Annotated in this window: 13 protein-coding genes; 7 read left to right on the top strand and 6 right to left on the bottom strand. The window is 72.3% G+C overall.

What is annotated here, in order from left to right; genetic code table 11:
- Positions 1 to 460 precede the first annotated feature (460 nt).
- Both BMX74_RS32265 and BMX74_RS32260 read left to right on the top strand, forming a co-directional pair.
- The gene (locus tag BMX74_RS32265) at positions 461 to 706 is read left to right on the top strand and encodes a hypothetical protein (RefSeq protein ID WP_055509129.1); all 246 of its coding nucleotides are present in this window, start codon (positions 461 to 463) and stop codon (positions 704 to 706) included.
- A gap of 562 nt (positions 707 to 1,268) precedes the next feature.
- Positions 1,269 to 1,613 (top strand): STAS domain-containing protein, encoded by a 345-nt coding sequence (locus BMX74_RS32260; protein WP_055509131.1) that lies wholly within the window; start codon positions 1,269 to 1,271, stop codon positions 1,611 to 1,613.
- On the opposite strand, the gene BMX74_RS32255 is transcribed toward BMX74_RS32260, so the two are convergent.
- From BMX74_RS32255 to BMX74_RS32235, 5 genes are all read right to left on the bottom strand, one after another.
- Positions 1,583 to 3,784 carry a terpene synthase family protein gene (locus tag BMX74_RS32255; RefSeq protein ID WP_236715122.1) on the bottom strand — a complete coding sequence of 734 codons (2,202 nt, stop codon included), beginning with the start codon at positions 3,782 to 3,784 and terminating at the stop codon, positions 1,583 to 1,585. The two genes, BMX74_RS32260 and BMX74_RS32255, sit on opposite strands and share 31 nt — an antisense overlap.
- Before the next feature lie 26 nt (positions 3,785 to 3,810).
- Positions 3,811 to 5,178, bottom strand: a complete 1,368-nt coding sequence (locus BMX74_RS32250) for a family 2B encapsulin nanocompartment shell protein (RefSeq protein ID WP_055509133.1) — start codon at positions 5,176 to 5,178, stop codon at positions 3,811 to 3,813.
- A 45-nt stretch (positions 5,179 to 5,223) separates the two neighbouring features.
- A complete protein-coding gene (locus tag BMX74_RS32245; RefSeq protein WP_091104385.1) occupies positions 5,224 to 6,633 on the bottom strand; it encodes a family 2B encapsulin nanocompartment shell protein in 1,410 nt (469 codons plus the stop codon).
- A gap of 87 nt (positions 6,634 to 6,720) precedes the next feature.
- A complete protein-coding gene (locus BMX74_RS32240; protein ID WP_055509137.1) occupies positions 6,721 to 7,770 on the bottom strand; it encodes a polyprenyl synthetase family protein in 1,050 nt (349 codons plus the stop codon).
- 169 nt (positions 7,771 to 7,939) lie between these two features.
- Entirely contained in the window at positions 7,940 to 9,310 is a 1,371-nt protein-coding gene (locus BMX74_RS32235) for a carbohydrate-binding protein (protein WP_091104383.1), read from the bottom strand.
- A 196-nt stretch (positions 9,311 to 9,506) separates the two neighbouring features.
- Between BMX74_RS32235 and BMX74_RS32230 the strand changes: the two genes are divergently transcribed.
- The 5 genes from BMX74_RS32230 to BMX74_RS32210 all read left to right on the top strand — a co-directional run bounded on the left by BMX74_RS32230 (position 9,507) and on the right by BMX74_RS32210 (position 13,889).
- A complete protein-coding gene (locus tag BMX74_RS32230) occupies positions 9,507 to 10,688 on the top strand; it encodes a zinc-dependent alcohol dehydrogenase (RefSeq protein WP_055509141.1) in 1,182 nt (393 codons plus the stop codon).
- A gap of 53 nt (positions 10,689 to 10,741) precedes the next feature.
- Positions 10,742 to 11,791, top strand: a complete 1,050-nt coding sequence (locus tag BMX74_RS32225) for an NAD-dependent epimerase/dehydratase family protein (protein ID WP_091104382.1) — start codon at positions 10,742 to 10,744, stop codon at positions 11,789 to 11,791.
- A 211-nt stretch (positions 11,792 to 12,002) separates the two neighbouring features.
- Positions 12,003 to 12,476 (top strand): ATP-binding protein, encoded by a 474-nt coding sequence (locus tag BMX74_RS32220; protein ID WP_091104380.1) that lies wholly within the window; start codon positions 12,003 to 12,005, stop codon positions 12,474 to 12,476.
- A 68-nt stretch (positions 12,477 to 12,544) separates the two neighbouring features.
- A complete protein-coding gene (folP, locus tag BMX74_RS32215; RefSeq protein WP_091104378.1) occupies positions 12,545 to 13,441 on the top strand; it encodes a dihydropteroate synthase in 897 nt (298 codons plus the stop codon).
- Positions 13,442 to 13,487: 46 nt separating this feature from the next.
- Positions 13,488 to 13,889 carry a DnaJ family domain-containing protein gene (locus tag BMX74_RS32210; protein ID WP_055509148.1) on the top strand — a complete coding sequence of 134 codons (402 nt, stop codon included), beginning with the start codon at positions 13,488 to 13,490 and terminating at the stop codon, positions 13,887 to 13,889.
- 51 nt (positions 13,890 to 13,940) lie between these two features.
- Here the strand turns inward: BMX74_RS32210 and BMX74_RS46515 are convergent, their stop codons facing one another.
- Positions 13,941 to 16,268, bottom strand: coding sequence for a glycoside hydrolase family 6 protein (locus BMX74_RS46515; protein WP_337959867.1), 2,328 nt, complete (start codon positions 16,266 to 16,268; stop codon positions 13,941 to 13,943).
- Positions 16,269 to 16,572 lie beyond the last annotated feature (304 nt).

The raw sequence follows: 16,572 nt of genomic DNA, 5'->3' as shown, positions 1-16,572 counted from the left end.
GAATCCGCGCCTGCGGGCGCGGCGGAATGCGGCGCGGCCGGAATCGCGCCCGCGACCGCCATGGCGAGAAACAGGCGTCGTGCGTTCATGGCTCGTTCAGCGCTCCCGTGACCGGACGCGCCGGCATGCGCGCCGACGCGTCATGAGGATGTCTTCTGTGAACTTTCCTCCGCCCGTATATGCATAAAACAGGTTTTGGTCATGTGGGGCATGCATATGTCCATAAAATGAAAAATGGCCGCCCATGCCACCTAGGGCAAAATTATGCCCTTCGGGCAAATGTGGACGAACTATGATCAAGCCCCAAGGAATCGGGAAGCGCATTTGACTTCGACTTAGCTTTTTCCGGTTGCGACCGATCTTGGGGCGCGGAATCGTTGACCGCGATATCTCGCAGCCCGGGTGCGAGCAATTCACGAAGGCGCGCGTTTCGCGCCGATTCCGAGAAGGGGAAGAAGAAATGATGCGTCGCATTCTCGCCGCTGCCGCGATCGCGGGCTTCGCGTTCGGTGTGCCGGCCACGGCCGCCTCCGCCGACGTCGGCCCGAACCCCACCAACTCCGGCACGCAGGTTCTCGGCCAGCTCTCGGCTCTCGCCGACGCCACGGTCGGCAACAACCTGCTGGGCGACTCGCTCAACAACTTCGACGCCCTCAGCGCCGCTCACCTTGAGCGCATCAACCTGAACGTCCTCAACAACGGCTGAGCACCCTTGCGCTGATCTTCGCAGGTCAGCGGGGTCGCGACGGGTTTCCGGCCAGCCACGTCCTCCTGCGTGGCGGCCTGCCGGGGCCTCGCGGCCCACTCGAACCGTTGCCGCAGGGCCGGTCCGGCATCCCGCCGGGCCGGCCCTCGCCATGTCCGCGCACCGGGCGTCCGGGGTGTCCAGGAGCGGCCCATGCGAGGGCCTGTGACCCGCCAGCGACCCGCCAGGTCCGCACCATGGGAGGGAGATCCCGGCCGGGACGCGGCCGTGCACCCGGAGGTGGCGTCGCCCCCGATCCGTACGTGAAGGAGCCGGTGACGGGCCCGGTGGAGAGCGGCGAGCAACCGTTCACGATTTCACTCTAATTCGGTCATTTTCCGGCGAAAAATACAAAGAGAAACATATTTCGTGTAACCTGGTTTCTGTAATCGTGGCGCGGCAACGTGCCACGACCTCCATCTGAGGCGTCCAGCCAGCCGGGAGGATGGGTGACGATCATCCTTCGACGGTGGCGGGTTCGGCCACAACCCCCGAGGTGAGAGCGTTGGGGGGTGCGAAGGCCTTGAACGGTGACCAGGAGCGGCTGCTCTACCAGGACAAGCAGCTCAAGATCGTGATGCGGTTCGCCCCGCAGGCGCCCGCCGTCGCACTCGTGGGCGAGGTCGACGCCACCAACAGCGCCGCCCTGGCCAGGACGCTCGCCGGCCTGCGAGAGAGCGGCTGCCCCCTCGACGTCGACACCGGCGAGCTGACCTTCGTCGACCTGTCGGGCATGCGGGTGCTGGCGCTGCCGGCGCTGCCCGCCGCCGAGCGGTGGATCCGCCTGCTCAACGTCACGCCGTTCCAGCAGCGCATGCTCCGCATGATGGGCTGGTTCTACGAGCCCCACCCCGCCGACCGGCCGTAGGACGCGAGCAGCGCGGCCGAGGTGCCGAGGCCCGTCGGCCCGCCCAGCCGGGGCAGCGGCGGCCGGTGGTGGCGCAGCAGCGACGCCTCGTCGTACCTGCGGCAGTGCCGGTGCCAGTTGAGGATCCCGGCCATCCAGTTGCGCAGCTCCTCGACGTAGGCGTCCAGCTCGGCCCTGGCCCGCGCATCGAGACGGAGGTCGTCGCAGAGCACCGGCAGCTCGTGCTCCACGACGTGCAGGAACTGCCGCAGCCGCGACGTCATCAGGTCGTTGACGATGCCCAGCGCCACCGGGTAGTCGCAGTCGAAGAACCGGCGCACCACCAGGATCGCGTTGTGCACCTCTCCCTCGAACTCGATCTCCTTCTGGTACGAGAACACGTCGTTCAGCAGGCAGGCGTAGTCCATCGCGGAGTTCTCCAGCGACGCCATCGTGCCGCTCGCGTACACCTCCTCGGGGATCGCCTTGGCGTGGGCCAGGCGGCACAGGCTCATCGTCAGCTCGGAGCCGAAGGTCATGCGCCGCATCTCCACGTAGTCCACCGGGTCGGGGACGCGGTTCTCCGCCTGGTTGGCCAGCTCCCACACCCAGCTCTCGGCCATCACCTCGACGGCGGCGCGGAACCTGCGCCGCGCGAACGGCTCCATCGGGCCCGCCGTGCGCCGCCACAGGTCGGCCAGCCCACGCTCCAGCGCGGTGGCCGGCTCGGGGACGGCCTCGCCGTCGAGCGGCATGAACATCGACAGCCGGTCCACCGTCACCCTGGCGGCGCCGAGGTTGCGGGTGCGGCCGAAGACGACGGGGAAGTAGTCGTCGCCGTACGTGCCCCACGCCAGCCAGGCCGACGTCAGGTCGAGCTGGTCGGGGGTGGCGTCGGGGTGCAGGGCGGCGCCGCACAGCGGCAGGTCGTAGTCGGCGAGCTTCTCGGCGTCCCAGACCCAGGAACCCGCGACGCCGGGCTGCGCCTCCAGCATGCCCATCGACCGCGACCAGGTGACGACGGTGCGCCGCGCGGCGTCGAGGTGGGGGCTCATCCTCAGCTCGAACGGCATGAAGATGTCGGGGATCACGGACGGCCCGACCCGCTCGTGCGGGACGTGCGTGTAGGAGCGCAGCCGCTGCGCCCCCAGCAGGTGCACGATGGACGGCACGCCGGCCGGCCGGCCCGCGCCGGCCCGCTCGTTCATGTAGCGGCTCGACCGCATGTGCCACTCGTGCCCGCCGGACTGCCAGTCCTGCAGCCCCTTGACGTACGCCAGCACCCCGGCCGCCGAGACGGGATCGACGCCGTGCTCGGCGAACAGCGGCCCCAGCTCGGTGAACACCGTGTGCTCGAACTGCTGCAGCCGCGAGGTGAGCAGGTCGTTGACGGCGTCGGCGGCCTCCTGCGTGGTGCAGCCGAGGAACGTCTCCAGCACCAGCACGCCGTTGCTCAGCTCGCCCTCGTCCTCGACCTCCCGCTGGTACGAGAACAGGTCGTTGCGCAGGTGCACGCCGTCGGCGAACGCGTCGCGCAGCACCCGCATGGGCCGCGACGCGGCGATGCGCGCCGGCACCTCGGCTCCCACGGCGTGCTCGACGAGGCACGCCGACCAGGGTGCGCCGCCGACCTTGCGCCGCATCTCGATGTACTCGACGGGGTTGGCCACCCGGCCCGCGTTGATGTTGGACAGCTCCCACAGCGACTCGTCGAGCAGGTTCCGCGTGGTCTCGGCGAACCGCTCCCGCCACGCCCGGGACCTGCCGGGCACGGTACGCGTCCACAGGTCGGCCAGGCCCGCCTCGACGGGGTTGGCCGGCTCGGGCGTGCCGTCGGCGAGGTCCATGGGCATGAACAGCGGCAGCCGGTCGAGGTACTCCTTGCCGCCCTCGCGGTCGCCCGACCGCTTGAACGTCTCCAGGAAGTGGTCGTCGAAGAAGAACACCCACACGTACCAGTCGGTGATCAGGGACAGCTCGGGGCCGTCGCAGTCGGGGTGGGTGTAGGCGCACAGCAGCGCGTAGTCGTGGGCGTCGAGGTCGGCCCGCTCCCAGATGCCCGACCCCTCCAGCATCCCCATGTCGTGCGCCCAGCGCGCCGAGTGCGCGCGGGCCTCCTCGACGTGGGGGTTGAGCCGCGCCGGGTACGGCACGTAGAAGTCGGGCAGTTCGAACGGCTGTGAGCTGCTCACTCGGCTCTCTCTCCTGTGGGCCATGGTCAGCGCCACACCTCGACGTCCTCCAGGGCGCCGAGCGCGTCGGGCACCAGCACCGCGGCCGAGTAGTAGGCGCTGACCAGGTGGGACATGACGGCTCTTGCGTCGATGCCGGTGACGGTGACGCCGAGCCCCGGCTCGCGCTGGTCGGGGACCTCGCGCGGGCGCAGGCCGACGACGCCCTGGTCGGGCTCGCCGGTGCGCATGCAGAGGATCGTGCTGGTGCCCGCGGGCGTGACGGGGATCTTGTCGCAGGGCAGGATCGGCACGCCCCGCCACGCCGGCACCACGGCGCCGTCGAACTCGACGACACCGGGGTAGACGCCGCGGGCGGTGCACTGCCGGTGGAAGGCGGCGACGGCCCGCGGGTGGGCGAGGAAGAAGCGGGACTTCTTCCTGCGGGTCAGCAGGTCGTCCAGGTCTTCGGGGGTGGGCGGGCCGGTGCGGGCGTGCAGCCGCTGCCGGGCGTCCACGTTGTGCAGCAGGCCGAAGCCGGGGTCGTTGAGCAGCTCGCGCTCCTGCGACTCGCGTACCGACTCGACGGTGAGCCTGAGCTGCTCGGCGGCCTGGTCCATGGGGTCGTTGAACAGGTCGGCGACCCTGGTGTGCACCCGCAGCACCGTCTGGGAGACGCTCATCTCGTACTCGCGCGGGCCTGGGTCGTAGTCGACGTACGTGCCGGGCAGCACGGGCTCGCCGCGGTGCCCGGCCGCGAGCGCGATCGCGGCCTCGCCGTGCTTGTTGCGCGGCGCGGCCGCACGGGCCCGGTGGCGGTCGAGCGTGGCGCGCAGCGCGGGCCGCTCACCGGCCAGGGCCTCCACCTGGCGCCACGGCAGGGCCAGCACCGTGCAGGCGGTGCGGGCCTCCAGCGTGGCGGCGCGGCGCCCGCCCGGCAGGAGGGAGCCGTCGTGCTCGCCCTCGGCCAGCACCCGCCCGGCGAGCCGGTCGCCGTACGGGCCCTCCACGACCTCCGCCACCCGGCCGCGGGCGACCAGCAGCAGCTCGCCGGCCGGGTCGCCGGCCCGCGCGATCGTGTCGCCGCGCGCGTACTCCCGCTGTTCGAGCAGCCCGGCCAGGGCGTCGAGCAGCAGGGGGTCTTCGAGCCCGTGCAGCGGCGGCAGCTCGGTCAGGCTCGGCGGCACGGCCCGCACCCGCGAGCCGGTCTGCCAGAAGCTCACCTTGCCGCCTCCGGCCAGGTACGTCAGCCGCCGGTTCACCCGGTAGACGCCCGCCTCGACCTCGACCCAGGGGAGCACCCGCAGCAGCCAGCGCGGGGTGATCTCCCTGGCCAGCGGCGCGGTCTTGGTCGTCGTGGCGAGCGTGCGCGCCGCCTCGACGCCCAGGCTCAGCCGCTGCTCGGACTCGGTCACCGGACAACACCTCCCTCTCTCAGGCCAGCTCCCGCACGGGAGGCGTCAGTTCTCCCGACCGATCTCGACGTCCTCGAGGACGCCGAGCGCGTCGGGAACCAGGACGGCCGCCGAGTAGTAGGCGCTGACGAGGTACGAGATCACGGCCTTCTCGTTGATGTTCATGAAGCGGACGGACAGGCCGGGCTGGTACTCGTCGGGGATGCCGGTCTGGTGCAGGCCCACGACGCCCTGGTTCTCCTGGCCGACCCGCATGAGCATGATCGAGCTGGTACGGGCCCTGGAGACCGGGATCTTGTTGCACGGGAAGATCGGGACGCCCCGCCAGGCGGGCACGCGGTGCCCGTTGACCTCGCTGGGCTGCGGGTAGATGCCGCGCCTGGTGCACTCGCGGCCGAAGGCGGCGATGGCCTGCGGGTGCGCGAGGAAGAACGCCGGGTCCTTCCACACGGTGGCGAGCAGGTCGTCCATGTCGTCGGGGGTGGGCGGGCCGGAGCGGGTGCGGATGCGCTGGCCGAAGTCGGCGTTGTGCAGCAGGCCGAACTCCCTGTTGTTGACCAGCTCGTGCTCCTGCCGCTCGCGCAGCGCCTCGACGGTGAGGCGGAGCTGCTGGTCGAGCTGGCTCATCGGCTGGTTGTACAGGTCGGAGACCCGGCTGTGGACGCGCAGGATGGTCTGGGCGACGCTGAGCTCGTACTCGCGGGGGCTGAGCTCGTAGTCGACGAACGTGCCCGGCAGGGTGGGCTCGCCGGTGTGGCCGGAGGACACCTCGATGGCGGCCTCGCCGTGGTCGTTGGTGGCGTGCGAGCCGCTGGCGCGCCAGCGGTCGAGGTGCTCGCGCAGGCCGGGCGCCTGGTCGGCGACCTGCTGGAAGTCCTGGCGGGAGAGCGTGAGCAGCGTGCAGGACGTCTTGGCCTTGGCGGTGAAGGCGAACCTGCCGCCGTCGACGAGCGCCTGCTCGCCGAGGTAGTCGCCGTCGGCCAGCACGCCGAGGTTCTGCTCGTCGCCGTACGCTCCGCGGCCCACCCTGGTGACGCGGCCGTGGACGATGAGCACGAGCCGGTCGACCGGGTTGTCCTCGGTGACGATGTCCTCGCCCGGCTCGACCTCGCGCCGGCTGAAACGGGTGGCCAGCGCCTCCAGGACCTCCATGTCGTCGAAGCCGCGCAGCATGGGCAGCTCGGTGAGCTCGGCGGGGATGACCCGGACGTCGGAGCCGGTGGCGGTGAAGGTGATGCGGCCGTCGCCCAGCGTGTACGTCAGCCGCCTGTTGACCCTGAACACGCCGCCCGCGCACTGCACCCACGGCAGCAGCCGCAGCAGCCAGCGGGAGGTGATCTCCTGCATCTGCGGCGGCGTCTTGGTCGTGGTCGCGAGCTGGCGCGCGGCCTCGGTGCTGAGGCTCAGCTGGCCGTTGCCGTTCGTTGGAACGGTCGAATCCGTGGTTTCGGACATGGGGCACCACCAATCTGGGATAGGGAACGAACCTGCGGGCAGGCTGAAGCCGGCGGGCCCGCGCCGGGCCCGCCGGGACGGGGGCTTCTAGCTGGTCCTGTGGGCGAGCTGGTCGGCCAGGACGGTCAGGGCGGCGCGGGCGTCGGCCTCGACGGGCGCCGCGCCGAGCGCGTCGACCGCCTCGGCCACGCGCTCCTCGATCATGTTCTCGACCCGGGCGAGCGCGCCGGTGTCGCGGAGGACGGCGCGCATCTCGGCGGCGTGCTCCTCGGTGAGCTCGGGGTTGCCGTGCCAGGCGCGCAGGTACGCGAGCTGACCGGGGGAGGCGCGCCGCACGGCCTCGGCGAAGAGCACGGTGCGCTTGCCCTCGCGCAGGTCGTCGAGGGCGGACTTGCCGGTCTGGGCGGAGACGCCGAACGTGCCGAGGACGTCGTCGCGGAGCTGGAACGCCTCACCCAGCGGCAGGCCGAAGCGCGAGTAGGAGTCGATGAGCTCGCCGGGCGCGCCGGCCAGGGCGCCGCCGATCTGGAGCGGACGCTCGACGGTGTACTTCGCGGTCTTGTAGCGGATCACCGTGAGCGCCGCCGTGACGCTGGCGCCGGTGCGCCGGTGGGCGAGGATGTCGAGGTACTGTCCGCTGATGACCTCGGTGCGCATCGCGTCGAACAGGTGCTGCGCGGCGCGCAGCCGGGCGGGCTCGACCCCGCAGGACGCGAGCAGCGCGTCGGACCAGGCGAGGCTGAGCGTGCCGAGCAGGATGGCCCCGGCCTCGCCGAACGCGTCGGCGTCGGGGCCGTCGTGCAGCGCGGCGAGCCCCCTGTGGACGGTGGCCCGGCCGCGGCGCAGGTCGCTGCCGTCCATGATGTCGTCGTGGATGAGCAGCCCGGCGTGGCAGAGCTCCAGGGCCGCCGCGGCGCTGATGATCTCGTCGCAGTCGCCGCCGCCCGCTCCGCGCCAGCCCCAGTAGCACAGCTGGGGCCTGACCCGCTTGCCGCCGCCGAGGATGAAGTCGCCGAGCAGCCGGTACGCCGCCTGCACGTCGGGGTCGGCGACGGGCGCCCGCCACGTCTCGAGGAAGCCGGCGAGCCGGTCGTCCACGCGGGATCCCACACGCTCCTGAATGAAGCTCACCGTCATCGCCCGGCTCCTTGTCCGCGATCTCGTGCTACCTACAGTTACCCGGTGCGCACGTAGCGTGTAAAGAGTCTTGGGGAGACGGACTTCCGCTTTGCCTCCGGCGTGCGAGTGGCCGACCGTTTCATGGCGATCCCGGGCCGGGGGAGCCCGGCCCGGGAGGGGGAGAGGGTCAGACGCGCTGCCAGAGGGCGGGCACGTTCGGGGGCTCCCAGCCGGCCTGGGAGGTGTGCCCCTGGAGGCAGACGTAGGCGGCGCCGCCGTACGTCACCTGCGCCCCGGCCGCGTACGCGACGCCGGGCGACCAGGTGCCGCCGGAGGGCGGGGGAGAGGTGGGCGGGGTGCTGCCGCCGCCGCCCTGGGTGGCCAGCGTGAGCCCGTACGTCGCGAGGATCTCGTTGACCGGCTGGAAGTACGTGGTGCCGCCGGAGGTGCAGTCGCCCGAGCCGCCGGAGGTGACGCCCTGCGCCTGGTCGCCCGAGATGAACGAGCCGCCGGAGTCGCCCGGCTCGGCGCAGACGTTCGTCCTGGTCACGCCGGTGACGGTGCCCTGCGAGTAGGTGACGCTGGTGTCGAGCTGCTGGACGGTGCCGCAGTGGTAGCCGGTGGTCGATCCGGAGCGGCACACGGCCGAGCCGGGCTGGGCGACGGCCGATCCGCGCACGGGCAGCAGGCCGGAGCCGTAGGCGTAGACGACGCCGACGGGGGTCCACTGGGAGTTGACCTCGACCCAGGAGTAGTCGTTGCCGGGGAAGGAGGAGCCGCGGAAGGTGCCCTGGGCGACCCGGTTGGCGCCCGAGGTGGTGCTGCCGGTGGTGCCGCAGTGGCCGGCGCTGACGAACCCGCCGGGCGAGCCCGCCCTGGTCACGGCGAAGCCGACGGAGCAGCGGGTGCCGGAGCCGATGTAGTAGGCGTCGCCGCCGCGGACGTCGTAGAAGGTGCGGGGGCGCTCGTCGGAGCGTACGACCTTGACGGCTGAGGCGTCGGCGCCGCTGGCCTCGACCCAGGCGGCGGCCTTGGCGGGGGTGGAGGTCAGGACGACGACGCTGTTCTCGACGACGTCCACGTACCAGACGGGGGCGGTCCTGGGGGCCCTGGCGGACGCGTGGTCGAGCGCGGCCTTGGCGGCGTCCAGGGCGGCGAGCGGGCGGGCGGCGACGCGGGCCTCGACGCCGTAGCCGGCGATCTCGCCGGCCCGCGCCGGGTCGGTGGTGGCGGCGACGGGGGTGGAGGTGGGGCCGGTCACCCACGAGCCCGCGTACGAGTCGCCTAACAGGGCGCGCAGCCTGGGCTCCAGCGCCGCGGCGGCGGCCTCGTTGACCAGGCGGGTCCTGGCCTGCTCCGCGGAGACGCCGAGGTCGCGGGTGAGCGCGCCGACGAGCCCGGACGGCGGGTCGGCGACGGCGGCCGCGGCGGTCCTGGCGGCCTCGAAGGGGGTGGCGTCCTGGGGGGCGGCGCTCCTCGCCGCGAACGCCGCGGCGGGGACGGTGACGAGGGTGGCGGCGAGCGCGATGCCCGCCGTCACGGTCCTTCTGGGGAGCATGTGACTCTCCTCGCGTACTGGGGGGTGTCGCCACCGTACGGGCGGGAGCGCGGGGAGCGGTCGTACCAGTTGGCTCCTATCACGGCGGTATGCCCCCGCGGCGACCGAGCTGTTTGCGGCCATATGTGGGGGTATGCGGCATTTGTCGGCGATCGCAGCCACCGGAGTATCGCAGCCACCGGAGTAAGGAGACAGCATGAAGGCCGTCACCTGGCACGGCAAGCGCGACGTACGGGTCGAGGAGGTCCCCGACCCCATGATCAAGGAGCCGAACGACGCGGTCATCAGGGTGACCAGCAGCGGCATCTGCGGCTCGGACCTGCACCTGTACGAGGTGCTCGGGCCGTTCATGGCGGAGGGCGACATCCTCGGCCACGAGCCCATGGGGGTCGTCGAGGCCGTCGGCTCCACCGTGAACGGGCTCAAACCGGGCGACCGCGTGGTCATCCCGTTCAACATCGCCTGCGGGCACTGCCACATGTGCGGCATGGAGCTGTACGCCCAGTGCGAGACCACCCAGGTGCGCGAGCACGGCATGGGCGCCGCGCTGTTCGGCTACACCAAGCTGTACGGCCGGGTGCCCGGCGCCCAGGCCGAGTACCTGCGGGTGCCCGAGGCCCAGTTCGGCCCGATCAAGGTGCCGGAGGGCCCGCCCGACGAGCGCTTCGTCTACCTGTCCGACGTGCTGCCCACCGCCTGGCAGGCCGTCGCGTACGCGGAGATCCCCGAGGGCGGCACCGTCGCCGTCTTCGGACTCGGGCCGATCGGCCAGATGTGCGCCCGCATCGCCCGCCACCTCGGACACCACGTCATCGGCGTGGACGGCGTCCCCGAGCGGCTGGAGATGGCCCGCCGCCACGGCGTCGAGGTCGTGGACGCCTCCGAGACCCACGACGTGCCCGAGGAGATCCGCGCCCGCACCTCCGGACGCGGCGCCGACTCCGTGATCGACGCGGTCGGCATGGAGGCGCACGGCTCGCCCGCCGCGAAGATCGCCCAGACGCTCACGGGACTGCTGCCCGACGCCATGGCCGCCCCGCTCATGTCGCACGCGGGCGTGGACCGGCTCAACGCGCTCAACCAGTGCATCGACAGCGTGCGCCGCTGCGGCGTCATCTCCGTCATCGGCGTGTACGGCGGCATGACCGACCCCATGCCGATGCTGCGGCTGTTCGACAAGGGTGTCACCCTGCGCATGGGGCAGGCGCACGTCAAGCGGTGGATCAGCGCCCTGATGCCGCTCGTCACCGACGACTCCGACCCGCTCGGCGTCATGGACCTCACCACCCACCGCGTGCCGCTGGACGAGGCGCCCGCCGCGTACGAGATGTTCCAGAAGAAGGCGGACGGGGCCATCAAGGTCCTGCTGAAGCCCTGAACCGCCAGGTCAAGGGGGGTTTCGCGGCCGGGCCGCCGGGCAGCGGGAGCGGCATGAGAGTGGTCGTGGTGGGAGCCACCGGAAATGTCGGGACCAGCCTGGTGCGCGCGCTGGCGACGGACGACGACGTCACCTCGGTCGTCGGCGTCGCCAGGCGGCGGCCCGGCTGGCGCGTGGACCGCACGGAATGGCGGCAGGCCGACGTCGCCCGCGACGAGCTGACGCCGATCTTCGACGGCGCGGACGCGGTGGTGCACCTCGCCTGGCTGTTCCAGCCGACCAGGGACGCCACCGTCACCTGGCGCACCAACGTCATCGGCAGCATGCGGGTGTTCCGCGCGGCGGCGGAGGCGGGCGTGCCCACGCTCGTGCACGCCTCCTCCGTGGGCGCGTACTCGCCGGGGCCGAAGGACACGCCGGTGGACGAGAGCTGGCCGACCCACGGCTACCCGGGCGCCGCGTACGGGCGGGAGAAGGCGTACGTCGAGCGGGTGCTCGACGTGTTCGAGCACGACCACCCCGGCGTGCGGGTGGTGCGGATGCGGCCGGGGTTCATCTTCAAGCGGCAGGCCGCGACCGAGCAGCGCAGGCTGTTCGGCGGCCCGCTCCTGCCGCGCCGGCTGGTCAAGGCGGGCCGGGTCCCCTTCGTGCCCGACATCCCAGGCCTGCGGCTGCAGGCCCTGCACGCCGACGACGCGGCGCACGCGTACCGGCTGGCCCTGACGCGGCCGGTGCGGGGCGCGTTCAACATCGCCGCCGAGCCGGTGCTCGGCGCGTCCGACCTGGCCGAGCTGCTCGGCGCGCGGACCGTCCCCGTCTCGGCGGGGCTGGCCAGGGCGGCCGTCGCGGCCGGCTGGCACCTGCGGCTCCTGCCCGCCGCGCCCGGCCTGCTGGAACTGGCGCTGGCGCTCCCCGTCATGAAGGTGGAGCGGGCGCGCGAGGTGCTCGGCTGGACGCCGGCGTACTCGGCGAAGGACGCGATCCGCGAGCTGTTCGAGGGCCTGCACGACGGCGACGGCATGGACACGCCGCCGCTCGCCCCGGACGCCGGGCCCGTCGCCCGCGTCAGGGAGTTCGCCTCCGGGGTCGGGGCCTGGCCCTGACGGGAACCCGGTGTATTCCGGCGACGCGGGGGAAGGGGGACGTCTCGAACAGGTCCTGAAGCGCGGCCTGCGTGTCGTTGCCGGCACGGAGGGGGCGAGCGGGACCTGCCCGGCGCTCCATCGCGGAACGGGCTCTCCACCGTCTCGCCGGGGGAGGCGCCCCGGCCCGTTCCCTCCGGACCGGCCCAACCCGCGGACGGAGGAGCAACCCATGCGGACGCTCTTGGCCCGGTCGTTCACGATCGCGGACGTGACGCCGCTGCGCGGCGTCGTCGCCTCGAGCGCGGCGAGCTGCGGACTGCGCGGACCGCGGCTGGAGGACTTCGTCCTGGCGGTGCACGAAGCCGTGGTGAACGCCGTCAAGCACGGGGGTGGCGACGGACACGTCAGGATATGGACGGTGGACGGCGTCATCCGGGCGGAGATCAGCGACCACGGCTCCGGCATCCCAGGCGGGTACGACCACGGGCGGCGGCAGCCGCCCGAGCACGCCCACAGCGGCAGGGGCATCTACCTGATCAACCGGCTGTGCGACGCGGCGGACTTCCGCACCGGGCCGGACGGCACGACGGTGCGGATGACGATGCGGCTGCCCAGACCGGCGAGCGCGCGGCACGGGCGGGCGATGAAACGCATCAGGGTCATGGCCGAGGGCGGCAGCCGCTCGGGCCGTTTCACCGCCTGACCGCCGCCCCGTCCGCCCAGGCCCGCCGCCCGCGTGAGCCGCCCCCCGTGCGGGTAGGCTCGCAGGCGATGGAACACCACGGGAGCCCCCGCATCATCGCGCCGGTCAGGCGCATCGGTCGGCGCGAGTTCGACTTCGAGCGCCAGGTCGCCGTCATGGCCATCGTGAACAGGACCCCCAACTCCTTCCACGACCAGGGCCGCACGTTCGAGCTGGACAGCGCCGTCGAGGCGGCGCGCAGGGCCGTCGAGGCCGGCGCCGACTGGGTCGACATCGGCGGGTTCGCGTTCAGCGCCGCCCAGGCGCCGATCGGCGTGGACGAGGAGATCGACCGGGTGGTCCCGGTGATCTCCAAGGTCAGGGGCGCCACCGACGCGGTCATCTCGGTCGACACCCACAGGGCGCCGGTCGCCGAGGCGGCGATCGAGGCGGGCGCCGACGTCATCAACGACACCAACGGCCTGCGCGAGCCCGGCATGGCGCGGGTGGCGGCCGACACCGGCGCGACGGTCGTGGTCACCCACAGCCTGGGCGGCCCCGGCAGGAGGGTGTTCCGCCCCAGCTACGGCGACGTGGTCGCCGAGGTCGCGGCCTACCTGCGGGAGCGGGTCGCGTTCGCCCTGGAGTCGGGCATCGCCCCCGACAGGATCGTCATCGACCCCGGGCACGACCTGAACAAGAACACCTTCCACTCGCTGGAGCTGACCAGGCGGCTGGAGGAGATCACCTCGATCGGGTACCCGACGCTGGTCGCCCTGTCCAACAAGGACTTCATCGGGGAGACGCTCGACCGCCCGCAGGGCGAGCGGAAGGAGGGGACGATCGCCGCGAACGTCGTCTCCGTCATGAAGGGGGCACGCATCCTGCGGGTGCACGACGTGGCGGCCACGGTCGCGTCGGTGCGCATGACCGAGGCCGTCCTCGGCTGGCGGGAGCCGCTCGCCCCGAGCCACAACCTCGCGTGAGGCCCCCAGGCGGGCCGCGCGTGCGCGTACGACAGGGGGTCGCGACGTGACCGAGCGCAAGCCGGGAGGCATGCCGTTCGAGAGCTGGGTCGACAGGCAGATCCGCGAGGCGATGGAGCGCGGCGAGTTCGACGACCTGCCGGGTGCGGGCAAGCCGCTGCCGGGCCTCGACCGGCCGCACGACGAGCTGTGGTGGGTGAGGCAGAAGCTGGAGAGCGAGGGGCTGTCGATGCCGCTCCCGCCGACGCTGGCCCTGCGCAGGGACGCCGAGGAGGCGCTCGCGGAGGCCAGGGGCGCGCGGACGGAGGCCGAGGCGCGGCGGATCGTCGAGGAGATCAACGGCAGGATCCGCGAGGCGATCAGGACGGGCCTGTCGGGGCCGCCGCTCAACCTGGCGCCGTTCGACGTCGAGCGGGTGGTGGCGGAGTGGCGCGACAGGCAGAGATGACGGTGGTGAGGGGCCCCGGGCAGGGCGCCCCTCACCACGCGTGCCGGGCGGTTACGACAGCGGCGGGTAGGCGTTCCGCACCAGCTCACGGAACTGGGCGGAGAACCACCTGCCGGACAGCGGCGCGTTGCCCAGCGCGCCGCTCATGTTGTTGCCGTTGAGGTTGTTGCCGGTGTAGGTGGGGTCGCACATCCGGTCGAACTTCTTGCCCTCGTCGTTCGGGATGTCGCTGCTGGCGCCGTCGGACTCACCCGGCGGCTTGATCCACACGTACGCGTCCAGGCCGGGCTCGGGGCTCGCGGCCGGCCGCGCGCCGAGGCCCGCGCCGCTCTGGTTGCACCAGTTGCCGGCGTGGATGCGGCGGTCCACCCGCGACTCGTTCACGAACGTGTTCACGTCGGTCGAGCCGCTCGCCGCGCCGGGACGGGCGGCGCCGCCCCAGCCGTTGCGCGAGGTGTCGATGAGCATGCCCAGGCCCTGCTTGAAGCCCTTGGCGACGAGCGCGTCGCGCAGGGCCTTGGCGAACGACGACTCGTCCACGTAGTAGTTCCAGTCCACCCAGCGCGACTGGCGGACGGAGGTGCCGTTCACCAGTGTGCCGATCGTGAAGTGCGGCTCCTTGGTGGCCGAGTAGTTGGCGGTGTTGACGATGAAGCCGTCCACGCTGTCCACGCCCGCGGTGGTGCCGGCCACGGTGGTGTGGAAGAGGTTGACCGACGGGCCGAAGTTGCTGTCCCAGCCGAGCCAGGCGTGGTGGGCGGCGTCCACGTAGGTGTAGACGTTGGGGATGGCGTGCAGCCTGTTCAGCGCGTACTGGACGCCCTCCACGTACGCGCCGGTGGAGTTGGCCTCGGCGCACTTGGGGAAGCTGAGGTTGGTCACCAGGTTGGGCAGCGAGTCGGGCTCGACGATCGTGACGATGCGCAGGTTCGCGTACGCCGGGTCGCGAAGGATCGTGGCGATCGGGTCGATGTACTCGGCCTTGTAGCGGTTGAGCCCGTTCTCGGCGATGAGCAGTTCGCCGTTGGAGGCCAGCGCCGAGCAGTCCCGGTTGGGCAGGTCGTAGATGACGACCTGGATGGTCAGCGGGGTGGCGCCGTTGGCGGCGTCCTGCCTGACCGCCTCGTCGAGGTGGGCGCGCAGGCTCATCACGGTGGACGACCCGGCGATGGCGGCGATGCGGTCCATCCACACGGCGGTGGAGGTGTTGGCGACGGCGGCGCCGCCCGGCTCGGCCGCGGCCTTGGCCGACCACTCGGGGTTCACGTAGCCGTTCGCCCCCGCGTACGGGTTCTCGACGTGCACGGGGGTGGGCCCGCCGTCGTCGTCGGCCTCGGTCGCGGTGACCGACTTGGAGGTCAGCCCGGTGGAGGCGACGGTGATCGTGCGCGTGCCGTTCGCGGTGTCGGCGTCCTGGGCGGCGGCGAGGGTGACGTTCTGCGCGGTGTTCCAGTTGGACGGCGTGAACGTGAGGCTGCCGCCGGAGGCGACGGTGATGTCGGCGTCGCCGGAGCCGGCCGCCGAGGTGACGGTCACGTTCGCGGAGGGCTGCGCGGCCAGCTTCACCGTGTAGGCGGCGGTGCCGCCCTCGGGCACGGTCACGGCGGTCGGCGCCACGATGACGGCCTGCTCGACAGTGGCGTCGTCGTCCACCTCGGTGGCGTTGACCGTGGCCGGGGTGACGCCCGCGCCGCCGACGGTGAACGCCGCCGTGCCCGCCGCGGTGTCGGCGTCCTGGGCGGCGGCGAGGGTGACGTTCTGCGGGGTGTTCCAGTTGGACGGCGTGAAGGTGAGCGAGGCCCCCGCGCTGACCGTCAGGTCGCTGTCGCCGCTGGTCCTGCCGGTGGTGACGGTGACGTCGGAGGCGGGCGCGGACGACAGCTTGACGGTGAAGCCCGCGGTGCCGCCTTCCGGCACGGCCAGCGAACTGGCCGAGGTGACGACGGCGGGCGTCTGCGGCTGGGTGTCGCCGCAGGCGGTGCCGTTGACGGTGAAGGAGGCGGGGCTGGGGTTGGCGCCGGTCCAGGTGCCGTTGAAGCCGATGGAGGTGGAGGCTCCGGTGGCGAGGCCGCCGTTCCAGGGGAGGTTCTTGGCGGTGACGCGGGTGCCGGTCTGGCTCCAGTCGGCGCCCCAGCCGGTGGGGGTGTACTTCTGGGTGGTGGTCGGGAAGTCGAAGGCGAGGGTCCAGGAGGTGATGGGGTCGCCGGTGTTCTCGAGTGTGAGGTTGGCGGTGAAGCCGCCCTGGCCGGTGCCGCTGGTCCAGGTGTTGGCGGTGTAGGTCACGTCGCAGGCGACCGCGGCGCTCGCCGCCGTGGTCTGGCCGATGGCGAGCCCGAGGGCCGCGAGGCTCGCGGCGGTCACGGTGGTGGTCGTGGTCACGGCCCATCTGCGTAGGCCGTAGTGGAATCTCACGGGCGATCAACTCCAGTCTCGGGGGGGTGGGAGCGCTCCCATAGTGAGCCGCCCTCGCCGGGCTGTACAGCGTCCGGTGCGGTTACGCGCGGGGCGCGGCCCGCATCCTCGCTGAATGCCCGCCAAGGTGCATGAAACTTTCATCACCGGCAGCCCGGGACGGCCAGGTCGCCTGGCGGGACGGCCACGTCGCCTCCCACGCCGACTCCCGCCCGCACCCTTCTCGCACACGGATCGCGTCGCCTCCCGCACCGGCTACGCCGACCACGCC

This window comes from Nonomuraea pusilla (assembly GCF_900109355.1).
Lineage (GTDB): Bacteria > Actinomycetota > Actinomycetes > Streptosporangiales > Streptosporangiaceae > Nonomuraea > Nonomuraea pusilla.
Note: the sequence above shows the minus strand (reverse complement) of the source record. Positions and strands in the feature narration are given on the sequence as shown.

What these genes read in the sequence shown, in the direction of transcription:
- BMX74_RS32235 (WP_091104383.1), bottom strand. Translation starts at nt 9,310, where the DNA reads ATGCTCCCCAGAAGGACCGTGACGGCGGGCATCGCGCTCGCCGCCACC.
- BMX74_RS32245 (WP_091104385.1), bottom strand. Translation starts at nt 6,633, where the DNA reads ATGTCCGAAACCACGGATTCGACCGTTCCAACGAACGGCAACGGCCAG.
- BMX74_RS32230 (WP_055509141.1), top strand. Translation starts at nt 9,507, where the DNA reads ATGAAGGCCGTCACCTGGCACGGCAAGCGCGACGTACGGGTCGAGGAG.
- BMX74_RS32225 (WP_091104382.1), top strand. Translation starts at nt 10,742, where the DNA reads ATGAGAGTGGTCGTGGTGGGAGCCACCGGAAATGTCGGGACCAGCCTG.
- folP (WP_091104378.1), top strand. Translation starts at nt 12,545, where the DNA reads ATGGAACACCACGGGAGCCCCCGCATCATCGCGCCGGTCAGGCGCATC.
- BMX74_RS32220 (WP_091104380.1), top strand. Translation starts at nt 12,003, where the DNA reads ATGCGGACGCTCTTGGCCCGGTCGTTCACGATCGCGGACGTGACGCCG.
- BMX74_RS32240 (WP_055509137.1), bottom strand. Translation starts at nt 7,770, where the DNA reads ATGACGGTGAGCTTCATTCAGGAGCGTGTGGGATCCCGCGTGGACGAC.
- BMX74_RS32265 (WP_055509129.1), top strand. Translation starts at nt 461, where the DNA reads ATGATGCGTCGCATTCTCGCCGCTGCCGCGATCGCGGGCTTCGCGTTC.